General features: G+C 62.7%; 17 protein-coding genes. 16 read left to right on the forward strand and 1 reads right to left on the reverse strand.

Annotation, left to right across the window (positions count from 1 at the left end; translation table 11 throughout):
- Positions 1-52 precede the first annotated feature (52 nt).
- Positions 53-2653, reverse strand: a complete 2601-nt coding sequence (locus tag K2O50_RS07515) for an autotransporter outer membrane beta-barrel domain-containing protein (RefSeq protein ID WP_052896074.1) — start codon at positions 2651-2653, stop codon at positions 53-55.
- Positions 2654-2987: 334 nt separating this feature from the next.
- On the opposite strand from K2O50_RS07515, the gene flgB reads away from it, so the two are divergent.
- The 16 genes from flgB to K2O50_RS07595 all read left to right on the forward strand — a co-directional run bounded on the left by flgB (position 2988) and on the right by K2O50_RS07595 (position 22465).
- The gene (flgB, locus tag K2O50_RS07520) at positions 2988-3395 is read left to right on the forward strand and encodes a flagellar basal body rod protein FlgB (protein WP_050706712.1); all 408 of its coding nucleotides are present in this window, start codon (positions 2988-2990) and stop codon (positions 3393-3395) included.
- Between the two features lie 2 nt (positions 3396-3397).
- Positions 3398-3841 (forward strand): flagellar basal body rod protein FlgC, encoded by a 444-nt coding sequence (gene flgC / locus K2O50_RS07525; protein ID WP_050706711.1) that lies wholly within the window; start codon positions 3398-3400, stop codon positions 3839-3841.
- A gap of 15 nt (positions 3842-3856) precedes the next feature.
- On the forward strand, positions 3857-4555 hold the full coding sequence (gene flgD, locus K2O50_RS07530) for a flagellar hook assembly protein FlgD (protein WP_050706710.1): 699 nt from the start codon (positions 3857-3859) through the stop codon (positions 4553-4555).
- A 30-nt stretch (positions 4556-4585) separates the two neighbouring features.
- The gene (gene flgE, locus K2O50_RS07535; RefSeq protein WP_050706709.1) at positions 4586-5959 is read left to right on the forward strand and encodes a flagellar hook protein FlgE; all 1374 of its coding nucleotides are present in this window, start codon (positions 4586-4588) and stop codon (positions 5957-5959) included.
- Positions 5960-6031: 72 nt separating this feature from the next.
- Positions 6032-6217: a hypothetical protein gene (locus tag K2O50_RS07540; protein ID WP_050706708.1), complete on the forward strand. Its 186-nt coding sequence runs from the start codon at positions 6032-6034 to the stop codon at positions 6215-6217.
- 250 nt (positions 6218-6467) lie between these two features.
- On the forward strand, positions 6468-6665 hold the full coding sequence (locus K2O50_RS26605; RefSeq protein ID WP_050706707.1) for a hypothetical protein: 198 nt from the start codon (positions 6468-6470) through the stop codon (positions 6663-6665).
- 217 nt (positions 6666-6882) lie between these two features.
- The gene (locus K2O50_RS07550; protein WP_186714861.1) at positions 6883-7623 is read left to right on the forward strand and encodes a flagellar basal body rod protein FlgF; all 741 of its coding nucleotides are present in this window, start codon (positions 6883-6885) and stop codon (positions 7621-7623) included.
- Between the two features lie 48 nt (positions 7624-7671).
- Positions 7672-8457: a flagellar basal-body rod protein FlgG gene (gene flgG, locus K2O50_RS07555; protein ID WP_050706704.1), complete on the forward strand. Its 786-nt coding sequence runs from the start codon at positions 7672-7674 to the stop codon at positions 8455-8457.
- Positions 8458-8536: 79 nt separating this feature from the next.
- Complete coding sequence (gene flgH, locus K2O50_RS07560) at positions 8537-9232, forward strand: flagellar basal body L-ring protein FlgH (protein WP_050706703.1); 696 nt, start codon at positions 8537-8539, stop codon at positions 9230-9232.
- A gap of 12 nt (positions 9233-9244) precedes the next feature.
- On the forward strand, positions 9245-10354 hold the full coding sequence (locus K2O50_RS07565; protein ID WP_028691033.1) for a flagellar basal body P-ring protein FlgI: 1110 nt from the start codon (positions 9245-9247) through the stop codon (positions 10352-10354).
- An 11-nt stretch (positions 10355-10365) separates the two neighbouring features.
- Entirely contained in the window at positions 10366-11559 is a 1194-nt protein-coding gene (gene flgJ, locus K2O50_RS07570) for a flagellar assembly peptidoglycan hydrolase FlgJ (RefSeq protein WP_050706702.1), read from the forward strand.
- Positions 11560-11571: 12 nt separating this feature from the next.
- Positions 11572-13620 (forward strand): flagellar hook-associated protein FlgK, encoded by a 2049-nt coding sequence (gene flgK, locus K2O50_RS07575; RefSeq protein WP_050706701.1) that lies wholly within the window; start codon positions 11572-11574, stop codon positions 13618-13620.
- Positions 13621-13633: 13 nt separating this feature from the next.
- The gene (locus K2O50_RS07580; RefSeq protein ID WP_050706700.1) at positions 13634-15202 is read left to right on the forward strand and encodes a flagellar hook-associated protein 3; all 1569 of its coding nucleotides are present in this window, start codon (positions 13634-13636) and stop codon (positions 15200-15202) included.
- Positions 15203-15277: 75 nt separating this feature from the next.
- Positions 15278-18841, forward strand: a complete 3564-nt coding sequence (locus K2O50_RS07585; protein ID WP_050706699.1) for a glycosyltransferase — start codon at positions 15278-15280, stop codon at positions 18839-18841.
- A 78-nt stretch (positions 18842-18919) separates the two neighbouring features.
- Positions 18920-21637 (forward strand): glycosyltransferase, encoded by a 2718-nt coding sequence (locus K2O50_RS07590; RefSeq protein ID WP_050706698.1) that lies wholly within the window; start codon positions 18920-18922, stop codon positions 21635-21637.
- A 177-nt stretch (positions 21638-21814) separates the two neighbouring features.
- Complete coding sequence (locus tag K2O50_RS07595; protein ID WP_050706697.1) at positions 21815-22465, forward strand: hypothetical protein; 651 nt, start codon at positions 21815-21817, stop codon at positions 22463-22465.
- The last annotated feature ends 306 nt before the right edge of the window (positions 22466-22771 follow it).

Below are 22771 nucleotides of genomic sequence, written 5' to 3' on the forward strand. Positions count from 1 at the left end.
CCTGCGATACCGGCCTTTTGGTTTTCGCTGCGGGCTTGCCTGTGATGGCGTGTCAGAATGCGTAGCGCAGCCTGGCCGAGAACACGTCGGCATCGAAGCCCGACTTGCCCACGTAGTCATAGCTGACGCCGACGCTCACCGCACCCAGCTTGTAGTCCGCCCCCAGCCCGGCCTCGTAGCTGTTGCGCGCCACGCTGGCGCCATGGCTGACGAAAGGTGTGGTGCCCAGCACGAAGGTCGCGGTGTTCTGCACAGGATCCGCGGCGAAGTCGCGGTAGGCCATGACTTTCAGCTGTGGCTCCAGGATGCCGGCGCCGAGCGGCAGTTGGCTGGCCACGCGCACGCCGGCGCCCAGCTCGATGGCCTCGTAGCGCTGCGCCTCGACCTTGAGTGCGGCGGCCGAGCCTTTCTCGTTGAAGCGGTCGATGTCGACGCGGCTGTAGCGCGCTGCCAGGCGCGGCTCGACCAGCAGTCGCGGATTCAGCTGCCAGCTGTAGCCGCCCACCAGGTTCAGGCCCAGCAGGTTGCTGTCATAGTCGGACTTGGCCCGGGTGCCGGCGACCTCGCGCTTGCCTTGGTTGTCGTTGAAGCCGTAGGTCAGGCTGGCGTCGACGAAGTAGTTGTCCAGGGTGTAGCTGCCATACAGCGAGAAGGCGTGGCTCTGCACCTGGGTCTTGTTGCCGCGTTTGCCGTTGACGTCGGTGTCGATGAAGCTGTAGGCCGCACCGAGGATGAGCTGGTCGTCCAGCTGGCCATCGGCGCCGACCGCCACGCCGCGGCTGTAGGCGTTGTAGCCGGCAATGCCATCGCGCTGCTGCTGGCTGGCGTCGCTGTACAGCGACTGCATCCACACGCCGGAGGCGCGGCGTGCCTCGTCGGCGCGAGGGGCGCGCAGGCTGCTGGAGCGGTTGTCGATGGCGTTGCCGATCAGTCGCTGGCTGGCCATGGCGGCCTGGCGGGCGCCGTCGCTGACGTCCGGCGCCAGTTGCTCGGCGAGCCTGGCCAGTTGCGCCTCGTCGGCGCTGGCGGCGGCGAGGAACAGTGGGTCATGGTTGCCCAGGCGTGCCAGCAGGCCGGCTTCGGCCAGGTTGCCCAGGGCACGCTGTGCATTGCTGTCGCCACCCTGTTGGGCGACGATCTGCGCCAGGTCCTCGGTCGGCTTGGTGCTGACGGTGACGTAGACCTTGTTGTCATCGAGCGTGCTGCTCAGCACGTTGAGCATGGCCGAAGTGCTGGCGATCTGGGGCTTGGCGCTGACCTGCAGGCCGCTGGCGTCGAGGACCTGCACCTGGCCGGCCTCGAGCAGCAGGTAGCGGCTGCCGCTGGCCTCGAAGTCGGTGTCCTCCGGCTCCAGCAGGATCCGCGCGTTCTGGGCGAACTCGGCGATGCCGCTGACCTTGAGCACTGCCGTGTCCGGGTCGGTGCTGCTTGCCAGCCACAGGCCCAGCGCCGAGTTGTCGGCAATCCTCAGGTTGCCGTCGAGGGTGGTGTGAAGGCTGTGCAGGGTGAAGGTAGTGGGTGGCTCGCTGCTGTTCCCCACATCGATCCAGCCACCGTTTGCCAGGCGGATGCTGTTGCTGCCGGGGGATCCGTAGGCGACGCCATAGGTGCTGTCGCCTTCGACCTCGATGTTGGCCAGGCCGACAAGGTCGCCGTAGATCTTGCTGCCCTGGCGCATGATCAGCTCGACCGGGCGGTTGCTGGCGGTGGCGTCGATGGCGACTTTGGCCCAGATCTCACCGCTGTTGAAGATGTTCAAGTCACCGTTGGCCTTGTATCCGGGTTGCAGGCCGGGACCGTCGAAGGCGGTGTTGCCGATGCGGATGGCGGTGTCGCCGGCCACGATCCTGCCGCTGTTTTCGACATGGCGTCCCAGGCTGTCGAACAGGGTCGCGCCGTCGAGCACGATGGCTTGGGAGCCTTGGTCACCAGCGAAAATCTGGCCCTGGTTGTCGATGCCGGCCAGTACGGTCGGCCGGTTGGCGGCATCCGTGGTGGCGTGGATGGCGATGGCGCCTGGGCCCGTCGCGCTGATCTCGCCGCGGTTGACCACCCGCTCTTCCAGGTTCGCTCCTGCCAGGTTGATGGCCCGCGAGTTGCGGCCTATGGCGATGATGCGGGCGCCTGCGGCATTGATCAGGCCGCCATGGATGCGGCTGATGTTGCTACCGGAGCTGGACAGGTCGATGCCATAGGTGGGGCCGCCATTGTTGTAAGAGAAGCTGCTGCCGGCCTTGAGCAGCCCTTGGTTGGTCAGGTCGTCGTCGACTGTGCTGGCGCTCAGGCGCAGGGCGGCACCATCGAGGCTGGTGGTGATCACATGGCCGTTGTTGGTCAGGAAGCCACCGATGTTGGTGCCGCTGATGCGGATACCGTCGCTGCGATGGATCAGGTCGACAGCGTTCGTGTCGTTGTCGTTGATTGCACTGCCAAGCGTCATGTTGCCCGCCACCAGGCTGTTCGCGAGAGCGATCGCGTCCTGCTGGCGGCCGGTGAAGCTGCCGGTGAACTCGAGGTCGTCGGCAAAGGACTGGTGGTCACCCCTGTAGCCGGCATCGGTCAGTGCAATGGTCTGGGGCAAAGCCAGGGCGGGGGCGGGAATGGCGCCGATCAGGAGGGCCAGGAGGGTCTTGCGCAGGTTAAGCGGTGGCACGGTTTCGTTCCTTTGAAATCGTAATGAAAGCGGCGCGCATCCATGCGGGCAACAACCGTGGTCGCGTGGGCTGGTGCGCGAGGACGCGGATGCTATCGCGATTGGTGGCTAAATGACATGTCGAATTGACGTCAATTTTTTGTTTTGCCGCTTTTGCCGCCTGGCAATTGCCGCTTGCCGAGTTCGATGCGGAAGCACATTGCCGCTTTTCTGGCATCGCCAGTGTCCTGATATCTGGCTAGCCCCCGCTTTACTGGGGTTGCACAGGTTGGCACAGCCCTTGCTAAAGCCTAAGCCAACGAAACTCTGGTCAACCTTTGAAGGTTTCCCCGATATGAGCATCAGCTTCGACAAGGCGCTTGGCATCCACGAAAAGGCACTGGGCTTCCGTGCCCAGCGTGCCGAGGTGCTGGCCAACAACATCGCCAACGCCGACACGCCCAACTACAAGGCGCGCGACATGGACTTCTCGTCGGTGCTCGCCGCCGAGGCCGACAAGCAGCAGAAGGGGCGCATCGCCCTGGACCGCACAAACAGCCGCCACATCGAGGCCGAAGGCCTGGCGATGATGGACGACACCCTGCAGTACCGCACGCCGATGCAGCCGTCGATCGATCAGAACACCGTGGATGCGCAGATCGAACAGTCGAACTACGCGGAAAACGCCGTTGGCTTCCAGGCCAGCTTCACCCTGCTCAACAGTAAATTCAAAGGGCTGGTATCGGCCCTGCGTGGAGAGTGACCATGTCCCTTGCCAGTGTCTTCAACATCGCCGGTAGCGGCATGAGCGCGCAGAACACGCGCCTGAACACCGTTGCCTCGAACATCGCCAACGCCGAGACGGTGTCCTCGAGCATCGACCAGACCTACCGCGCTCGCCATCCGGTGTTCGCCACCACCTTCCAGAACGCGCAGAACGGCATGGGCCAGTCGCTGTTCGAGGAGCAGGGCGAGGCCGGCCAGGGCGTCCAGGTCAAGGGCATCATCGAGGACCAGAGCAACCTCGAGGCGCGCTACGAGCCCAATCATCCGTCGGCGAACAAGGACGGCTACGTCTACTACCCGAATGTCAACGTGGTCGAGGAGATGGCCGACATGATCTCCGCCAGCCGTGCATTCCAGACCAACGCCGAGCTGATGAACACCGCCAAGAACATGATGCAGAAAGTGCTGACCCTGGGTCAGTGATAAGGAATCCCGATCATGGCAGTCGAAAACCCCAGCGTGAACCTCAATGATGTGCTGACGAAGTCCGGGGTCAGCACCGGCACCAAGAAAACCACCACCGAGCCTGTCGACAAGAACGCGCTGGGCAAGGATGCGTTTCTCAAGCTGCTGGTCACCCAGATGCAGCACCAGAACCCGCTGGATCCCCAGGACAACGGTCAGTTCATCGCCCAGCTGGCGCAGTTCAGCAGCCTGGAAGGTATCCAGACCCTGAACAGCTCGGTCAACTCGATCATCAGCGGCATGGGCTCGTCCCAGGCGCTGCAGGCTTCTTCTCTGGTCGGGCGTTCGGTGATCGTGCAGAACGACAAGGCCCTCTTCGATCCTAAGGAAAGCCTCAATGGCCAGGTGGTCGTGCCGCAGAACATCACCGACGGCAAGGTGACCATCAAGGACAAGGATGGCAACGTGGTCAAGACCATCCAGTTGGGCGAACAGAAGAAAGGCAACGCCGATTTCATCTGGGATGGCACCAACGACAAGGGCGAAAAAGTCGAAGCGGGTACCTATACGTTTACCGCCACCACCACTGTCGACGGCAAGTCGCAGGAGATGTACACGATGCTGCCGGCCAAGGTCACCAGTGTCAGCTTCCAGAACGGCGGCGAGATGATGCTCAACCTTGCCGGGATCGGCAAGCTGGGCATCTCCAAAGTACAAACCATCGGAATCTAAGGCCGCTAGCACGGCATAAGGAGTGAATGCATGTCTTTCAATATCGGCCTTAGCGGTCTCTACGCCGCCAACAAGAAGCTGGACGTCACCGGCAACAACATCGCCAACTCCGAGACCGTCGGCTTCAAGTCGTCGCGCGCCGAGTTCGCCGACGTCTATGCCGGCGCCAACCGCCTGGGCGTGGGCAAGAACCAGGTCGGCAACGGCGTGCGTCTGGCCACGGTTTCCCAGCAGTTCGGCCAGGGCGACGTCAACAACACCGGCAACGTACTGGACATGGGCATCCAGGGCCAGGGCTTCTTCGTCCTGTCCGACAACGGCTCGCTGAGCTACACCCGCGCCGGTGCCTTCCAGACCAACAAGGACGGCTATGTCGTCACCTCCGATGGCCTGGGTCTGCAAGGCTATGGGGTCGATGCCAATGGCAAGATCATGAAGGGCGTGCTGACCGACCTGCGGATCGATACCTCGGCAATGGCGCCGAAGGCGACCACCCTGATCGACCAGGGCATCAACCTGAACTCCTCGGCCCCCGACATCCCGCTGGAGGTCCTGGACAATTCCACGCCGCCCGTGATGGTGCCGAACAAGCCGTTCGATCCGAAGGATCAGGCCACCTACACCAAGTCGTTCCCGACCAAGGTGTACGACAGCCAGGGCAACGAGCACGTCATGGAGCAGTTCTACCGCAAGACCGGCGAGAACCAGTGGACCATGTACACCCTGGTGGATGGCCGCAACCCCTACGACCCGAGCAAGACCACGCCGCTCATTGGCAACATCGACTTCAACCCCGACGGCAGCGTCAAGGCCATGACCGCCAGCCCTGACAACGTGCCGACCACGCCGGTGGGGACGTTCGACTGGAGCGTGGTCAACAACACCTTCACCATGAAGGGCTGGATCCCGGCCGCCAAGGACGCCGCGGGCAACTGGGGCTCCAACGGCTCGGTGGGCAATGCCGACGGTATGCGCCTGTCGATGAACAGCACCACCTCCTACAACCTCGAGACCGCGCGCAGCTCGCAGTCCCAGGACGGTTATGCCACCGGTGTACTGTCGAACCTGTCGATCGACTCCACCGGCGTGATGTTCGCCAGTTTCAGCAACCAGCAGTCCCGCGCCATCGGCCAGGTAGCCATCGCCAGCTTCGCCAACGAGCAGGGCCTGCAGCAGGTGGGTGGTACCCGCTGGAAGGAAACCTTCGCCTCGGGTATTCCAGGTATCGACGCGCCAAAGACTGGCACCCTGGGCTCGGTGGAGTCCAACTCGCTGGAGGCTTCCAACGTCAATCTGACCAAGGAGCTGGTCGAGCTGATCAAGGCGCAGAGCTTCTACCAGGCCAACGCCAAGACCATCTCCACTGAAAGCACCATCATGCAGACCACCATCCAGATGACCTGATGGTCGCTGGCTGATCGTTTGTCGACGAACCCCTTTGCACGAAGGGGTTCGTTGTTTTCGAGGAAAGGCTCCATGAAAAAGCTGGTCGCTGCCGCTGTTGCGGCGCTCTGTCTGCTCCAGGCGCAGGCCGCGATGGCGCCCTGGTGGCGCTGGGAAAGCCAGGCCGACGGGCGCCTGGTGTGTTCGCAATGGTCGCCGGGCGAGGGCTGGAAACGCTTTGCCGGGCCGTTCGACAATGCTGGTTGCAGGTCGCTTTGACCAAAGGCAAAAAATGATGGCTTGAGGTCATCGATTGGCGGATTTGCTTCAGATATGATCCGCGCCATCTCACCCGTTCGTGTGACTGGAAGGCGTCATTTTCCAAAGGTCGGAACTCTTTGAAAGCAGTAAGAATACTGGCGCGAGCGTGCTGCCGGCAGCGCTTCGCGTGGCCTTGAAAAATGCCTGGTCGGCGCGGCACTGTTCTCCGGCGTGATCAACCTACTGGCGTTGATCGGCCCCCCTGTTCATGCTCGAGGTCTATGACCGGGGCATCCCCAGTCGCAGCCTGCCCACCCTGGTGTTCGCCGTGCTCGACATCATTCGCTCGCGGGTCATGTCGCGGATCGCTGTCGATTCGGGAGTGATGCTCAGCAACTGGTACGCCGGTTCGAACACCATCGAGTCGTTCCAGACCAACAACGGTGACACCTTCACCATCACCTGACAGGCAAGCGTCGCCTGACGGCGGCCGCAGGCGGCCAAGCCTTGCCGCTGTCAGGCACCCGCCGCCGAGATTTTGTCTCTCTGACGGCGTGCTTTTCGGCAAAGGCCCCGTAAACCGGGGTCTTTGTCGTTTCTGTGGCAATTGGCGCGAAACTTGCTCGAAGCATCGCACAGCCACGGCGACCGGCAATCGATCGCCCGTGCAGCGGAGGATGACTGTGGACAAGATGCTTTACGTGGCCATGACCGGCGCCAGCCAGAACGCGCTGGCGCAGAAGGCCCATGCCAACAACCTGGCGAACGTTTCCACCAACGGCTTCCAGCGTGATCTGGAACAGGCCCGTTCGATGCCGGTGTTCGGCGACAGCTTTCCGGCGCGTGCGTTCGCCATGAGCGAACGGCCGGCCACCGATTTCAGTGCCGGCCCGCTGGTGGAAACCGGTCGCGAGCTGGATGTGGCGGTCAGCGGCAACGGCTTCATCGCCGTGCAGGCCCCCGATGGCAGCGAGGCCTACGTGCGCACTGGCGGCCTGAACATTGACGCTCTTGGTGTGTTGCGCGCCGGCAACGGCATGGCGGTAATCGGTAATGGCGGTCCGATCGCCATACCACCGGAGCAGAAGGTCGAGATCGGCGATGACGGCACCATCAGCATCCGCGCCATGGGCGAGGACCCGCGGGTGATGGCCGAGGTCGATCGGATCAAGTTGGTAAACCCTGACATCAAGGGCATGACCAAGGGCCAGGACGGGCTGATCCGCACCGCCAGTGGTCAGCCGGCCGACATGGACGTGAACGTGCGCGTGGTGTCGGGTTTCCTCGAGGGCAGTAACGTCAATGCCGTGGAGGAAATGACATCGGTGCTGGCGCTGTCCCGACAGTTCGAGTTGCACGTCAAGATGATGAAAGCGGCCGAGGAAGGCGATCAAGCCATGGCTCGGGTTTTGCAGATCGGTTAATCACATTTGAACGGGTGCCGTAAAACAGGCGCACGAGGAGAACACTAAATGCTTCCGGCTCTTTGGGTCGCTAAAACCGGCCTGTCCGCCCAGGATACCAACCTGGCGGTCATCTCGAACAACCTGGCCAACGTCTCGACCACTGGTTTCAAGCGTGATCGCGCCGAGTTTCAGGACCTCTTGTACCAGATCAAGCGCCAGCCCGGTGCGCAGTCCACCCAGGACAGCGAGCTGCCTTCGGGCCTGCAGGTCGGTACCGGTGTACGTATCGTCGGCACCCAGAAGAACTTCCAGACCGGCAGCCTGCAGACGACCGAGAATCCGCTGGACATGGCGGTCAACGGGCGCGGCTTCTTCCAGGTGCTGCAGCCTGACGGCACCGTCTCCTATACCCGCGACGGCACCTTCCACCTGAACTCCGACGGCCAGGTCGTCACCGCCAACGGCTTCGCCCTGGAACCTGCGGTCGTCGTGCCGCCGGATGCCCAGACCTTCACCGTCGGCCAGGACGGCACGGTGTCGATCACTACCCCCGGCAACCCGGCCGCGCAGGTCATCGGCAACATCCAGACCGCCGACTTCATCAACCCGGCGGGCCTGCAGGCCATCGGCGGCAACCTGTTCCTCGAGACCGCCGCCAGCGGTGCGCCGCAGATTGGCACGCCAGGCCTGAACGGCTTCGGCCCCACCCTGCAGAAAACCCTGGAGGCGTCCAACGTCAGCACCGTGGAAGAGATGGTCAACATGATCACCACCCAGCGTGCCTACGAGATGAACTCCAAGGTCATCTCCGCCGCCGACAAGATGCTGTCGTTCGTCACCCAGCAGCTGTAAGCCCTGGCGGCCCGATCAAGGCGGGCCGCTGATCATCCGCTCGCTGTTGCAGCGCCTGTTTCACCATGAGGTAAGTGTCATGAGTCGTCTGTTGTCCGTATTCGCCCTGGGGGGGGTGGTGTTGCTGGCTGGTTGCGTTGCGCCGACGCCCAAGCCAAACGACCCGTATTATGCGCCGGTCCTGCCGCGCACCCCGTTGCCGGCAGCGGCCAACAACGGCTCGATCTACCAGGCCGGTTTCGAACAGGGCCTGTACACCGACCGCAAGGCGTTCCGGGTCGGTGACATCATCACCATCACCCTCAACGAGCGTACCTCGGCGAGCAAGAACGCCGGTTCCCAGATCCAGAAGAACAGCAAGGCCGACATCGGCCTGACCTCGCTGTTCGGCACCGTGCCCAATACCAACAACCCGCTGGGTAGCGGCGACCTCACGCTTGAGGCCGGTTACAGCGGCGACCGCTCCACCAAGGGCGACAGCAAGGCCACCCAGGGCAACACCCTCACCGGTTCCATCACGGTGACCGTGGCCGAGGTGCTGCCCAACGGCATCATCGCCGTGCGCGGCGAGAAGTGGATGACGCTGAACACCGGCGAGGAACTGGTGCGCATTGCCGGCCTGATCCGTGCCGACGACATCGCCACCGACAACACCGTGCCGTCCACCCGCGTGGCCGACGCGCGCATCACCTATTCGGGCACCGGCTCGTTCGCCGATGCCAGCCAGCCCGGTTGGCTGGACCGTTTCTTCATCAGCCCGCTCTGGCCCTTCTGAGTACGGATGACCATGTTCAACGCTAGGCGGTTGATTGCCGCGACCCTGCTTCTGTCCTGTGCGTTCGGTGCTCACGCCGAGCGCCTGAAGGATATCGCCAGCATCTCCGGCGTGCGCGCCAACCAGCTGATCGGCTATGGCCTGGTGGTGGGCCTCAACGGCACGGGTGACCAGACCACCCAGACACCGTTCACCCTGCAGACCTTCAACAACATGTTGTCGCAGTTTGGTATCAAGGTGCCGCCGGGGTCGGGCAACGTGCAGTTGAAGAACGTTGCCGCCGTGTCGGTGCATGCCGACTTGCCGGCATTCGCCAAGCCCGGCCAGGTGATCGACATTACCGTGTCTTCCATCGGCAACTCCAAGAGCCTGCGTGGCGGCAGCCTGTTGATGACGCCGCTCAAGGGTATCGACGGCAACGTCTACGCCATTGCCCAGGGCAATCTGGTGGTGGGCGGCTTCGATGCCGAAGGTCGCGACGGCTCGAAGATCACCGTCAACGTTCCGTCGGCTGGTCGCATTCCCGGCGGTGCCTCGGTCGAGCGCGCGGTGCCGAGCGGATTCAACCAGGGCAATAGCCTGACGCTCAATCTCAATCGTCCGGACTTCACCACCGCCAAGCGCATCGTCGACAAGGTCAACGAGCTGCTCGGCCCGGGCGTGGCCCAGGCCGTCGATGGCGGTTCGGTGCGGGTCACCGCGCCGATGGACCCGAGCCAGCGCGTGGACTACCTGTCCATCCTCGAGAATCTCGAGATCGATCCGGGCCAGGCGGTGGCCAAGGTCATCATCAACTCGCGCACCGGCACCATCGTCATCGGCCAGAACGTCAAGGTGTCGCCGGCGGCGGTCACCCACGGCAGCCTGACCGTGACCATCACCGAAGATCCGATCGTCAGCCAGCCGGGGCCGTTCTCCAATGGCCAGACCGCGGTGGTGCCGCGTTCGCGGGTCAATGCCGAGCAGGAAGCCAAGCCGATGTTCAAGTTCGGCCCGGGCACCACGCTGGATGAGATCGTCCGTGCGGTGAACCAGGTCGGCGCGGCGCCGAGTGACCTGATGGCCATCCTCGAAGCGCTGAAGCAGGCCGGTGCGTTGCAAGCCGACCTGATCGTGATCTGAGGACGCCAGGGATGAATTCGAAGAGTCTTGTTTCCAGTCAGGCCGACAGCGGCGCCTACACCGACCTCAATCGCCTGGGCTCGCTCAAGCGCGGGGATCGCGACAGCGAGGGCAACATCCGCAAGGTGGCCCAGGAGTTCGAGTCGTTGTTCATCAGCGAGATGCTCAAGGCGTCGCGCAAGGCCAGCGATGTGATGGCTGACGAAGACAGCCCGATGAACAGCGACACGGTGAAGCAGTACCGCGACATGTACGACCAGCAGCTGGCGGTGAGCATGTCGCGCGAAGGGGGCGGTATCGGCCTGCAGGACGTGCTGGTGCGCCAGCTGTCGAAGAACAAGGCCGCGCGTCCGAACACCAGTCCGTTCCCGAGGATCGAAGGGCAGGCGCCGGCGTTGTGGGCCTCGAAAGTGGCCGAGCCCGCGCACATGGTCGAGAGTGGCGCTGCGCGTAACGATGTGGCTGCGCTCAACGCGCGGCGCCTGGCGCTGCCTGGCAAGCTCACCGATCGCTTGCTGTCCGGCATCGTGCCGTCCGCTGGCAATGCCGTCGCCAACGCCACGGCGCTGCCTGGGCGTGGCGATATCCCGCCCGGTGGCGTGGTCGTCGGCGACTGGGAGCCGGCGCGCAGCTTCGCGGCGCCAGGAGGCAACCTGCAGATTCTCGGTCGGGCCGTGGCCCAGCCGCCACTGGCACCGAAAAAGGCCTTCGCCGACAGCGACGCCTTCGTCGCCACCATGCTGCCGATGGCCGAGCAGGCCGCCAAGCGCATCGGTATCGATCCGCGCTACCTGGTGGCCCAGGCCGCGCTGGAAACCGGCTGGGGCAAGTCGGTCATGCGCAACCCGGATGGCAGCAGCAGTCACAACCTGTTCGGCATCAAGGCCACCGGCAGCTGGCAGGGCGGCGAGGCGCGGGCGATCACCAGCGAGTTCCGCAACGGCCAGTTCGTCAAGGAGACCGCGGCGTTCCGTTCCTACGACAGCTACCAGGACAGCTTCCACGACCTGGTGAGCCTGTTGCAGAACAATTCGCGCTATCAAGATGCAGTGCGGGCGGCCGATAAACCAGAACAGTTTGTGCGGGAGTTGCAGAAGGCCGGTTACGCCACCGACCCCAACTACGCCAGCAAGATCTCGCAGATCGCAAAACAGATGAAGTCGCAGCAGAGCTACGCAATGCTCGGTACCACCACGAAACTTTAAGGGCAGGAAACCATGGCGAGTTTGATCAATATCGGTATGTCTGGTCTGGGCGCCGCCCAGTCCGGGATGTACACCCTGGGTAACAACATCGCCAACGCCGATGTGGAAAGTTACTCTCGCCAGCAGATCGTCCAGAAGACCAAGGGTGGCCAGCAGGTCGGCCAGGTGTTCATCGGCACCGGCACCACGCTGTCCGATGTGCGCCGGGTGTACAACGCCTTCCTCGAGAACCAGCTGCGTTCCACCACGTCGCTGTCCAGCGACGCGAACGCCTACCTCAACCAGATTGGCCCGCTGAACAATGCCCTGTCCAGCGCCGATACCGGTATCACCGCGGCGCTCAAGAGCTTCTTCAGCGCGATGCAGGATGCCTCGGCCAAGCCCACCGAGGATGCCTCGCGGCAATTGCTGCTGACCAGCGCCCAATCGCTCGCCAAGCGCTTCAACAGCCTGTCGGCGCAGTTCAACCAGCAGAACAGCAACATCAACAGCAACATGGCGGCGACGGCCGACCAGATCAACAAGCTGACCGCGACGATCTCCGAGTACAACCAGCAGATCGTCAAGATGACCGCCATCACCGGCAAGCCCAACGACCTGCTCGACCAGCGCGACGGCGCGGTGCGCGAGTTGAACAAGCTGATCGGCGTGGACGTGGTCGAGCGTGACGGCAACTACGACATCTACCTGAAGAACGGCCAGTCGCTGGTGCTGGGCAACACCACCCAGACCCTGGGCGTGGAGCCCGGGCCGACCGACCCGTCGCGCATGAACCTGGTGCTCAATCGCGGCTCGACCAAGATGGACATCACCGACAGCACCACCGGCGGCGAGCTGGGCGGTCTGCTGCGCTACCGCAAGGACACTCTGGACCCTGCGCTCAACGAGCTGGGTCGCGTGGCCCTGGCGGTGGCCGATGCGATCAACAGCCAGCTGGCCCAGGGCATCGACAAGAACGGCGAGTTCGGCGCGATCCTGTTCGGCGACATCAACAGCGCCGCCGCCATGGCCGGGCGCAGCGTGCCCAAGCTGGGCAACAGCCCTGGCTCCGGCAACCTCGATGTGAACATCAAGGACACCGGCAAGCTGACCACCAACGACTATCAGGTGACGTTCACCAGCGCCAACGAGTACACCGTGCGCCGCCTGCCCGACAACACCGAGATGGGCAAGTTCGACATCACCGCCGATCCGCCGCCGGTGATCGACGGCTTTACCCTCAATCTGCGCGGTGGCGCGCCGATCGCCGGCGACAGCTTCAAGATCACCCCCACCCGCAATGCCGCGGCCAGCATCGAGACGGTGCTCACCGATCCCAAGCGCCTGGCGATGGCCAGCCCGCTCACCGCTACCAGCGGCTCGGGCAACAAGGGCACCGGGCAGATCGGCCAGCCCACGCTGACTTCCGAGCTGGACATCTACGATGCCGCCCAGCGCGCCGACCTGCAGACGGGGCTCAAGTACTCGACACCGGTCAAGCTGGTGTTCGGCGACGAGAAGACCTCGCCCCAGACCTACACCATGTTCGATGCCAAGGGCAGCCCCATCGGCAGCGGCACGATCATCCCCGGCCAGGAGAACAAGCTGCAGCTGTCCGTGCCGATGGTCGATGGCAGCGGCAACCCGATCAACGACGCCAGCGGTACGCAGAAGAAGTTCACCTTCGAGATGAGCATCTCTGGCGCCCCGAAGGGCGGCGACAACTACACCGTCTCGCTGACCGGTGCCGGCTCGGCCGACAACCGCAACGCCCAGTCGGTGATCAACCTGCAGACCAAACCCACCGTCGATACCGGTGCCGACGGCAAGGGCATCAGCTTCACCGATGCCTACGCCAAGCTGGTGTCCAACGTCGGTGGCAAGACCAACCAGGCCGAGATGGACAGCAATGCCACCCAGGCGCTGCAATCCTCCGCCCTGACCAGCCGCAACTCGAGCTCCGGCGTGTCCGTGGACGAAGAGGTCGGCAACCTGGTCAAGTTCCAGCAGTACTACACCGCGTCGTCGCAAATCATCAAGGCGGCCCAGGAAACCTTCGCCACTTTGATCAATAGCCTTTAAGGAGCCGTAGACCGTGCGCATCTCCACCCCGCAGTTCTACAACAGCAGCAGCGCCAACTACGAGCGCACCTTCGGCAACGTCAACAAGACGACGCAGGAAGCCAGCGACTTCATTCGCGTGCGCACCGCCGCCGACGATCCGGTCGGCGCTGCGCGCCTGCTGCAGCTCGAGCAGCAGCAGAACATGCTCGATCAGTACAAGGGCAACATCACCAACGTGCGCAACGCGCTGGGCAGCAGTGAAAGCACGCTCAATGCCATTGGTTCGATCCTGCAGCGTGTCAACGAACTGGCTGTCAGCTCCGGCAACGGCGGATTCACCGACGCCGACCGCAAGGCCAACGCCTCTGAACTGGCTTCCCTGGAAGACCAGCTGTTCTCGCTGATGAACAGCAAGGATGAAAACGGCAAGTACCTGTTCTCCGGCTCCAAGGGCGATACCCAGCCTTACGTGCGCAACTCCGACGGCACCTACAGCTACCAGGGCGACCAGAGCAACCTGATGCTGCAGGTCGGCGACATGCTCAGCCTGGCCGCCAACGAGACCGGCTACAGCGCCTTTGAGCAGGCGCTCAACACCAGCCGCAGCGAGACCCGCCTGACCGCGCCGGCCACCGATGACGGCCGGGTCAGCCTGTCCAATGGCCAGGTATCCGGCAACACCACCTACAATGATCGTTTCCGCAGTGGCGAGCCTTATAGCATTCAGTTTACCAGCAGCACCGAGTACAAGATCCTCGATGCCAGCGGCAACGATGTGACCTTGGAAGCCAGTCAAGGTGGCAAGTTCGACCCCAAGGGCGACAACACTACAATCAGCTTCCGCGGTGTCGACCTGCGCCTGAAGATCAGTTTCAAGGCCGGTGACGAGGCCAATCCGGATGCCGCCATCGCTGGTCACAGCTTCAACCTGAGTTCCAAGGCCGACTCGATCGCCGGGACCCGCAGCCCAGGCAATACCTCTTCGGCGCAAGTCACCGATGCGACCATCAGCGATCCGGCTGCCTACAAGGCCGCGTTTCCGGGTGGTGGTGCGGTGCTCAAGTTTACCAGTGCCACCGACTTTGAACTGTACGCTTCGCCGATGACCGCCGACAGTCGCCCGATCTCCAGCGGCACACTCAGTGGCACCACAGCCACCGCTGCGGGTGTGACGTTCGATCTGGCAGGCGCGCCGAATGCCGGCGACTCGTTTGCGATCAAGGCTGACACCCACCAGAACCAGAACATTCTCAATACCATCAGCCAATTCCGTACCGCGTTGAACACTCCGCAGGACAACGACCCGGTGGCACGGCAGAACTTCCTCGCCGCGCAGGATGCGGCGCTGGGCAATATCGCCAGCGGCCTGAACCAGGTGTCGTCGTCGATCTCGGCCATCGGTGGTCGTGGCCAGGCGCTGGACGTGCAGGCGGAAACCAACGAAGCCCTTGCCGGTGAAAACACCAAGACCCAGAGCTCTATCCGCGACAGTGATCCGGCTGAAGTCATGTTGCGCCTGGAAATGCAGAAGAACATGCTGCAGGCTTCGATGCAGTCCTTTGCCAAGATCGCGGGTCTGTCGCTGGTCAACTACATCTGATCCTTCCTCGTGTCATCGGCTGCGCACTGTCCCTTCCGGGGTAGTGCGCAGGCCTCTTCCAGCAGGTTCCTCATCGTGAATCACTTGGCTCTCGTCAGCATCGCCATTCCGGCATTCAATCCAGATTTTCTGCATGCTGCTCTGATGAGTGCACTCAGCCAGGACTATCCGAATCTCGAGGTCCTGGTGTGTGACGACAGTCGTGGCGACGAGATCTGCCGCATCGTCGACGATGTGATCAAGCAAACCGACAAACCGGTGCGCTACCTGCGCAATCCGCAGACCCTTGGATTCGGTCGCAATTTATTGATGTGCGTCGAGCAGGCGCGCGGCCAGTTGATCAAGTTCCTGTGTGACGACGATCTGCTGTTCAGCACTTGTGTCAGTGAGCAGGCGGCGGTGCTGAACCAGCATGCCGATGTCAGCATGAGTGTCTGTCAGCGGATGCTGTGTGCGGCGGACGACTCACTGCTGCCGTCGCGCATGCTGAATATGCTGATGTGTCCGCAGGATGCCGTAGTCAAGGGGGCTGACCTGCTTGAAGCGCTGGAGTCGATGGGTTCCAACCTGTTTGGCGGATTGAGCCATGCGCTGATGCGCCGTGAGCTGGTGCAGGAGTTTCTGCCCGCGTTGGTCGAAGGCGGATTTGTTGCGCGTCTGGACATGGCGCTTTATCTCTGCATGATGCGGCGCGGTAATCTGGGGCATCTGGAGCGCTTCCTCAGTCTGGAGCGGCTGCACCCGGGAAGGCTGAGTCATCAAGCCGGTATGACCTTGGTCTATCCCACCGAAACCCTGTGGATCAAGGCGATGCTGGAAGCGCGTAGCAGTGAGGCGGCGCCGGCCAAAGGCTGGGTGCGCTATATACCACTGGCGTGCTACGACGGCGCGCAGGACGCCCATTGGGAGGAGTACGACCTCAATGGACTGCGTGCACTGCAGGAAGCCCGGGTGCATCAACAGCTGGGAAGCGATTGCCTGTCCTTCGAGGAAATCTACAGCCAATGGCTGGATTGTCGCCGCTTGTCGGAGGCCCAGCTCAAGCTGCTGCCGAAGCGTTTCGAACGTTGGCCGTCCCGGCCTCGCATCGTACCGGTGATCTGGGCCGGGGAAGGTGACGAGCAGGCCTTGCGCACGACCTTGGCCAGTCTCGCCGAGCAATCCTACGCGCCAGCCGCCTGTTGGGTGTGCGCGCCAGTCGAGATGCACTTGCCCGAGACCCCCGGTATCGAGCGCTTGCCGGCACAAGGCAATGGTCTTGCGCAGTTGCAGGCGCGCCTGGCGCAGGGAGATGCTGACTGGGTGTTCCTGTTGCAGGCAGGTGATCGCCTGGTGCCCCACGCCTTGGCCATCATGGGCGAACGCATGGCCTTGCGAGATCGTGTCTGCATGTATGTCGACGAAGGCAGTCATGACAACCTGCGTGCGTCGACACCGATCTTCAAGCCGGATTTCAATCTGGATCTGATGCGTAGCCTGCCGTATGTAGGGCGCTTGCTGGCATTCGAATGCAAGGCACTTCTCCAGGTGGGTGGCTTCGATCTGGATTTCGACATCCTGGCCCCTCACGATCTGTTCTGGCGCTTGGCAGAGACGCGTGGACTGCAAGTCATCGAGCACGTCGACGAGCTGCTGGTGCATTGCCAGTGGGACTTCGCCCAATGGTTGAGTGATCCGCGTTGCGTGGCGCAGGCACCGCGTGTGGTGCAGGCACATTTACGACGACTCGGGGTAGACGCCGACGTGGTCGGGGCATCCGACCAGGCATTGTGCCGCGTGGCCTACCGGCATGAAACCCAGGCAGGGGTTTCGATCCTGGTGAGTGTGGGGGACGATCTTGTAGCGGCGAGGCGTTGTGTCGAGTCCTTGTTCGAGCATTGCACCTATGCCAATTTCGAGGTGCTGCTGATTGCCGTCACGGATACCCCGGCTGACCTGCGCCAATGGCTGCAGGCCATGCAGAGCCTGGGCAGCGACCAGTTGCGGGTGGTCGAGGTGTCCGCTGGCAACCGGGTGGCGCGGCTTAACGAGGCGAGTCTCACCGCGCGCGGCGAATACCTGTTGATGCTCGACACCGCCTGCATGGCCTTTGAACCGCGCTGGTTGGTTGAACTCATGGCCCAAGCCCAGCGCCCGGAAGTCGGTGTGGTCGGGCCCAAGCTGTGCACGCCATCAGGCACTGTCTTCGGCGCGGGCCTGGTGCTGGGGCTGCACGGTGAGGCAGGTAGTCCCTTTGTTGGTTTGCCGGTGGATGCCAATGGCTACATGCACAGGCTTGGTTGCACGCAGAACTGGAGCGCTCTGTCCCTGGACTGCCTGCTGGTGCGTCGGGAGGTCTTTCACGCCTTGGGCGGCTTTGATGTCGAAGGGTTGCAGGGTGGGCTGCAGGATGCCGATTTCTGCCTGAGGGTCGCAGAGCAGGGCTATCTGGTCGTCATGACGCCCATGTCGATGGTGGCGCGCCTGACCAGTCAGCAAGGTGAGGTTCAGGGTGGCCCGCAGGGTAATGCCGACAGCGAGGTCTTCCACGATCGCTGGCTTGCCAGGCTTGCCCGCGATCCTGCCTACAACCGCAACCTCAGTCTGACAATGACCAGCTTCAGTCTGGAGCCCGGTCTGCGCCAAGGCTGGGATCCGTTCCTGGAGCGGGTCTTGCCGTCGGTGTTGGCGCTGCCGGTCAACTCGTCCGCCGTTGGCCATTACCGGGTCTCACAACCCTTCCGCGAGCTGGAGAGTGCCGGCTGGATCCAGGGGCGGCAGAACTACCGGGTACCCGGCTTGATCGAATTGGAGCGTGAAAAGCCCGACGTCATCGTGTTCCAGTACCGCAGCCGGATGAGTTCGGTCGAGGAGATCGGGCGAGTGGTGCGTGCGTCCAGCGCCCGCCATATCTACGAGATCGATGACTACATCATCGGCGTGCCGGAACGAAACGATCATTCGCGCAACATGCCTGCCGATATTCGCGAGGCGGTCAGCCTGGGTGTCTCGATGTGCGATCGCGTGGTGGTTTCCACCCAGCCGCTGGCGGATGCCCTGTCGAGCATGCATCAGGATATCCGGGTGGTGCCCAACATGCTGGCCGCGAAGCTGTGGGTCGGCCTTGCCAGTGAGCGCCAGACCACTGCGCGTCCACGGGTAGGCTGGGCGGGCGGTACCAGTCATCGGGGAGATCTGGAGCTGCTGCAGGAGGTGATCAAGACCCTGGCGGGCCAGGTCGACTGGGTATTCTTCGGCATGTGCCCGGATCCGCTGCGGCCTTATGTCAAGGAGTTCCACAGCGGCATACCGATGTCGGAGTACCCGCGCAAGCTGGCGAGCCTCAACCTCGACCTGGCATTGGCGCCGCTGGAGCAGAACCTGTTCAACGACTGCAAGAGCAACCTGCGTCTGCTGGAGTATGGCGCTTGTGGTTTCCCGGTGATCTGCTCCGACACCAAGGCCTATGATGGCTATCTTCCTTGCACCCGGGTCGTCAGCAACAGCACCGCCGAGTGGCTTGACGCGATCCGCATGCACCTGGCCGATCCCGACGCCAGTTACCGCCAGGGTGAGGCTCTGCGTGAAGTGGTGTTGCGCGACTATGTTCTGAACGAACGTCACCTGCAGCATTGGGCCAACGCCTGGTTGGCCGACTGATAACGCCATGTGCCTCCAGCAGGCGTATGGTCATCCTGGAATTTGAGTATCGGGTACCCCATGACTGGACAAACTTCCGTGAACACTTCGTCGCCACTCGATACCCACGTCGTATTGCTCGGCAGCGAGGATCTGGGTTATCGCGAGCGTGCGTTTGCCTACCTTGACGGTAGCGGTCATGCCGCCACCGTAATTGAGGGGGCAAGTGGCGAGCAGGTGCGCGAGGCGCTGAAGCGGGTGCTCGATGAGGTCGATGCCCCCTACGTAGTACTGACCAGGGACAGCGACTTCCTGCTGCCCGAGGCGATGCAGGAGGCCCAGGTCTGGCTGGCTGCCAATCCGCAGGCGCAGGGTGTGCAGGGGTACGCGCTTGGCATGCGTCCCGGCAACAGTACGGTCAGTTATTACCGCCTGGGTGAAACAGCGCAGCCTCAGCACGGTCCTGGCATGCGTGACCGTGTGCTCGCACACGCCATCAGTGGCCTGCAGCCCTGGCGTGCCGTGCTGCGGGTGAATGCGCTGCGTACGGCCCTTGCCGATGCTTCGGCGCGGGTAGATGGCGAGGACTGGCTGGTAGGATTGTCATTCGCCCTGTTGCGCCAAGGTGAAATCCCGGTGTTCGAGCAGACTCTCGTAGTGAGCGAATGCCGGGAACAGGTAGTCGATCCGGATACGCTGGCGCCGGTCATTCGAGCCTTGCGCCAGTGGGATGAGCAACAGGCAGGTGAGTTCGAAGGAGATGAAGGCTTCGCCATCCTCCGCCAATTCGTATTGGCCACGGCGACTGTCGGTGCCGCTGCGCTGCTGTTCGCATCGCCCTGGACCAGCGTCGTCCATGCGCCTGAGCGCAGCTTCGAGGCTCGCCAGCATGTCGAGCTGCCTTATTACAATGCCAGGGTATTCCGCCAGTTGTCGGAGTTGGAGTTCTTGGTGCACGCCTGGCCGGTGGGACGTGAGCATGTGCGCGCGGTGGAAGGGGCATGGGTGCGCCAGCGCGACTTGCTGCAGCGCCATGCCAACGACAACCTGATGACATTGCGCGGGCGGTACTGGGAGGCTTTGGCGGTCAATCTGTTCTCGCCGCAGGTCTGCCAGTTGCTGCTGGAGGTGCTGGAAGATGATGAGCAAGAGGCGCGCGAGGAACTGGTGCATTGGCTCGATCGCCTGGTGCAGGTCGGGGCTCCGGAACTGACGGGCTGCCTGGCGCGGACAGCCTCGGGCCAGGTGCTGCAAGTGCTGGCGGCTGCGACCCTGGATGAAGCCGCCAGGCAGCGGGTGCAGAAGCATCTGGACGCTGGCCAGCGTCCACAGATCGCCTTGCTGGTGCTGGACCTTGAGGATGATGACGCTGCCCTGCAGCGGACCTTCGATACCGTGGTGGCCAGCGGCCTGCGCGACTTCCGTCTCGTGGTGCTCAAGGCTGGAAGCCTGCCGGCGATCACGACCGCACGGGACACCCTGCATTTCGTGAAGGTTACCGCGGACAATGTCGTTTCGCATCTCAACCAAGTGATCAGGCAGTTGCCCAGTGAGTGGCTGATCCTGATGCGGGCCGGTGACGAGCTGGCGGGCAGTGGCCTGTTGCGTCTGCAGTTGGAGCTGGCTCAGGCCGAAGGTCTCAAGGCTGTGTGTGGCAACGAGGTGCAGCGTGACAGTGAGGGTCGCCTGGTCAGCGTCCTGCGGCCAGGGGCGGATTTCGACCTGCTGCGCAGCCGTCCCGACCTGATGGCCCCGCACTGGTTGTTGCGTCGAGAGGTGGTGCTGGAGGTAGGCGGCTACAGCGACACCTGCCGTCAGGCGCTTGATCTGGACCTGCTGCTCAGGGTGGTGGAGGCCAATGGGTTGGCCGGCCTGGCGCATATAGACGAATACCTGGTGATCGGTAGCAGCCAGTGCGAGTCGATGCTCGCGGATGCTCAGGTTACCTTGGGTCGACATCTGGGGCAGTTGGGTTATCGCGGGCAGGTCGAGCAGGGGCACGAAGGGCGCCTGTTCATCGACTTCCGTCATCCGACCACGCCGCTGGTCAGCATTCTGCTGGATGCCGGGGATGACATGCAGCAACTGGGCACCAGCCTGGCCAGCATCCAGCAGCGTACGCGTTATCCACGCTACGAAGTGTTGGTGGTCACCCGTGGCGAGCAACGGCAGGAGACGAGCCTGGGCGGGCGAGTGAGGATGCTGTCGTGTCCGGCCGCGAGCTCGGCGGAGCGGCTCAACCAGGCCATTGGCGAGGCGCGCGGTGAGTATCTGGTGCTGATGAGTGACCGCAGCCAGGTGTCCAGTCCCGGATGGATCGAGAGCCTGCTCAACCAGGCCCAGCGCCCCGAGGTGGGCCTGGTCGGTTGCCAGATGCATGACGAGGCCGGGCGTGTGAGTCATGCCGGCTATGAACTGCTTGAAGGCGGGCAGGTTCATGCCAGCTGGCTGGGGCTTGGCTTGGAAGAACGTGGTGAGGCCTTGGGGCTGGATGTCGTGCGTGCCTGCCAGGCGGTTTCGAGCGATGGCCTGATGGTGCGCAAGGAAGTGCTTGATGCGCTAGGTGGGCTTGGTCGGGGCCAGGCGCCGGATATCGAGCTGTGCCTGCAGGTTTCCCAGGCGGGCCTGCTGGTGCTGATGGTGCCTCAGGCGCAACTGGTCAACCAGGGCGTGCCGGTGCTGTCCGATGCTGCGCTCCAGGCGCTGGTCGCACATGCGCCCGCGGCGTTCGCCCGGGCCGTTGCGGTGGATGGGGCAATGGGTCTCGCGCAGCCGGCAGATGCAAGTGGACCCCGTTGGTTGAACGCGTTGGGCTGAAGGGCAGCTTGAACCTTCTAGTGTCCTGTCTCGGAAGTACGTTCTCTTTTGGCGAGTGGCAACGCTGGTCGGTCGCCCAAGGCGCAGCGAAAAGTGAACAGCTTTTTTCCGAGACAGGGCACTAGGTGGGTAGGGCGCAGTACAGGAATAGATCCAGGCCCTGTGCCTTGAGGAGAGGTGACAGCCTACTCGGGTGAGCAGCTTCAAAAGTTCCCGGACATCAAACTCGCGCCAGCGGGCCTGGTTGATGGCGAAGCGTTTTTCCTGGAAATGCAATTTTGCATTGATTTTCTATGCGATTATGCATATTCTTTGATGGTCGTCACTAGCGGGGCGTTTAAGCGTGATCAATCCCCCGTGATGGGCACGGGGCCTGCTGGTGACAAACTCAAGGAAAAAATTATGAAAAGGATGTTGAGTCGGGTATCGATCTTGGGCATCGCCTTTGGTGCGGCCTTGACTGTGCAGGCAGGCGAAGTGCCGTCAGGCTACTGGAGGTTGTCTACCTTTCACGTCTCTAATGGTGCCGCTGCCACGGTGCAGATGGTTTGTTTCAAGGCCAACAAGACCTGGTACTCCACTACCGAAGCCAACTGGAATGGTGCATGGTTTGCAAACGGCGATGAAATTCACTGGTATGGCAGTGTTCCTCTCGCCGACTACGGCAACGTAGCGACCATTGGTATGGGAGCGCTGTCGGGGGCTGTGAGTATGTCGGGGAAATACGCGGAATGGTCCGCCCCTGGCAATGCGCCCTATAGGTTTGACAGGCATTACACCTACACACTGACTTACCAGCAGGCAGAGTGTCCACCTCCCAAGCTGTGAGCGCTAATGTGAAACAACCTCCGATGGATCCGAGATTCAAACTGTATGTCTGGGAGCTCTCGATCTATAAATCGCTTCCTCACGAGGGCGCGAAAATCTATCGGTGATTGGCGATGGGGCTGCGTAGGGCGCATGGTTTCGCGCTTTGAAAGGCGGCTTGGTGCGGCGATTTATTGACAGATTCATGATGATCGGAAGCGCTCCAGCTGGCTTTACATCATGCCCCTTCCTGTAGAGCAAACGCTGGTGACCCTAGTCGTTAACTCTGCGCCTTTCCCCTCGTTCTTTGCCGCTTGATGCTGCGGT

It is taken from the genome of Pseudomonas sp. 2hn, from assembly GCF_019646095.1.
GTDB lineage: Bacteria > Pseudomonadota > Gammaproteobacteria > Pseudomonadales > Pseudomonadaceae > Aquipseudomonas > Aquipseudomonas peradeniyensis.

What these genes read in the sequence shown, in the direction of transcription:
- flgB (WP_050706712.1), top strand. Translation starts at nt 2,988, where the DNA reads ATGAGCATCAGCTTCGACAAGGCGCTTGGCATCCACGAAAAGGCACTG.
- flgC (WP_050706711.1), top strand. Translation starts at nt 3,398, where the DNA reads ATGTCCCTTGCCAGTGTCTTCAACATCGCCGGTAGCGGCATGAGCGCG.
- flgD (WP_050706710.1), top strand. Translation starts at nt 3,857, where the DNA reads ATGGCAGTCGAAAACCCCAGCGTGAACCTCAATGATGTGCTGACGAAG.
- flgE (WP_050706709.1), top strand. Translation starts at nt 4,586, where the DNA reads ATGTCTTTCAATATCGGCCTTAGCGGTCTCTACGCCGCCAACAAGAAG.
- K2O50_RS07540 (WP_050706708.1), top strand. Translation starts at nt 6,032, where the DNA reads ATGAAAAAGCTGGTCGCTGCCGCTGTTGCGGCGCTCTGTCTGCTCCAG.
- K2O50_RS26605 (WP_050706707.1), top strand. Translation starts at nt 6,468, where the DNA reads ATGCTCGAGGTCTATGACCGGGGCATCCCCAGTCGCAGCCTGCCCACC.
- flgG (WP_050706704.1), top strand. Translation starts at nt 7,672, where the DNA reads ATGCTTCCGGCTCTTTGGGTCGCTAAAACCGGCCTGTCCGCCCAGGAT.
- flgH (WP_050706703.1), top strand. Translation starts at nt 8,537, where the DNA reads ATGAGTCGTCTGTTGTCCGTATTCGCCCTGGGGGGGGTGGTGTTGCTG.
- K2O50_RS07565 (WP_028691033.1), top strand. Translation starts at nt 9,245, where the DNA reads ATGTTCAACGCTAGGCGGTTGATTGCCGCGACCCTGCTTCTGTCCTGT.
- flgJ (WP_050706702.1), top strand. Translation starts at nt 10,366, where the DNA reads ATGAATTCGAAGAGTCTTGTTTCCAGTCAGGCCGACAGCGGCGCCTAC.
- flgK (WP_050706701.1), top strand. Translation starts at nt 11,572, where the DNA reads ATGGCGAGTTTGATCAATATCGGTATGTCTGGTCTGGGCGCCGCCCAG.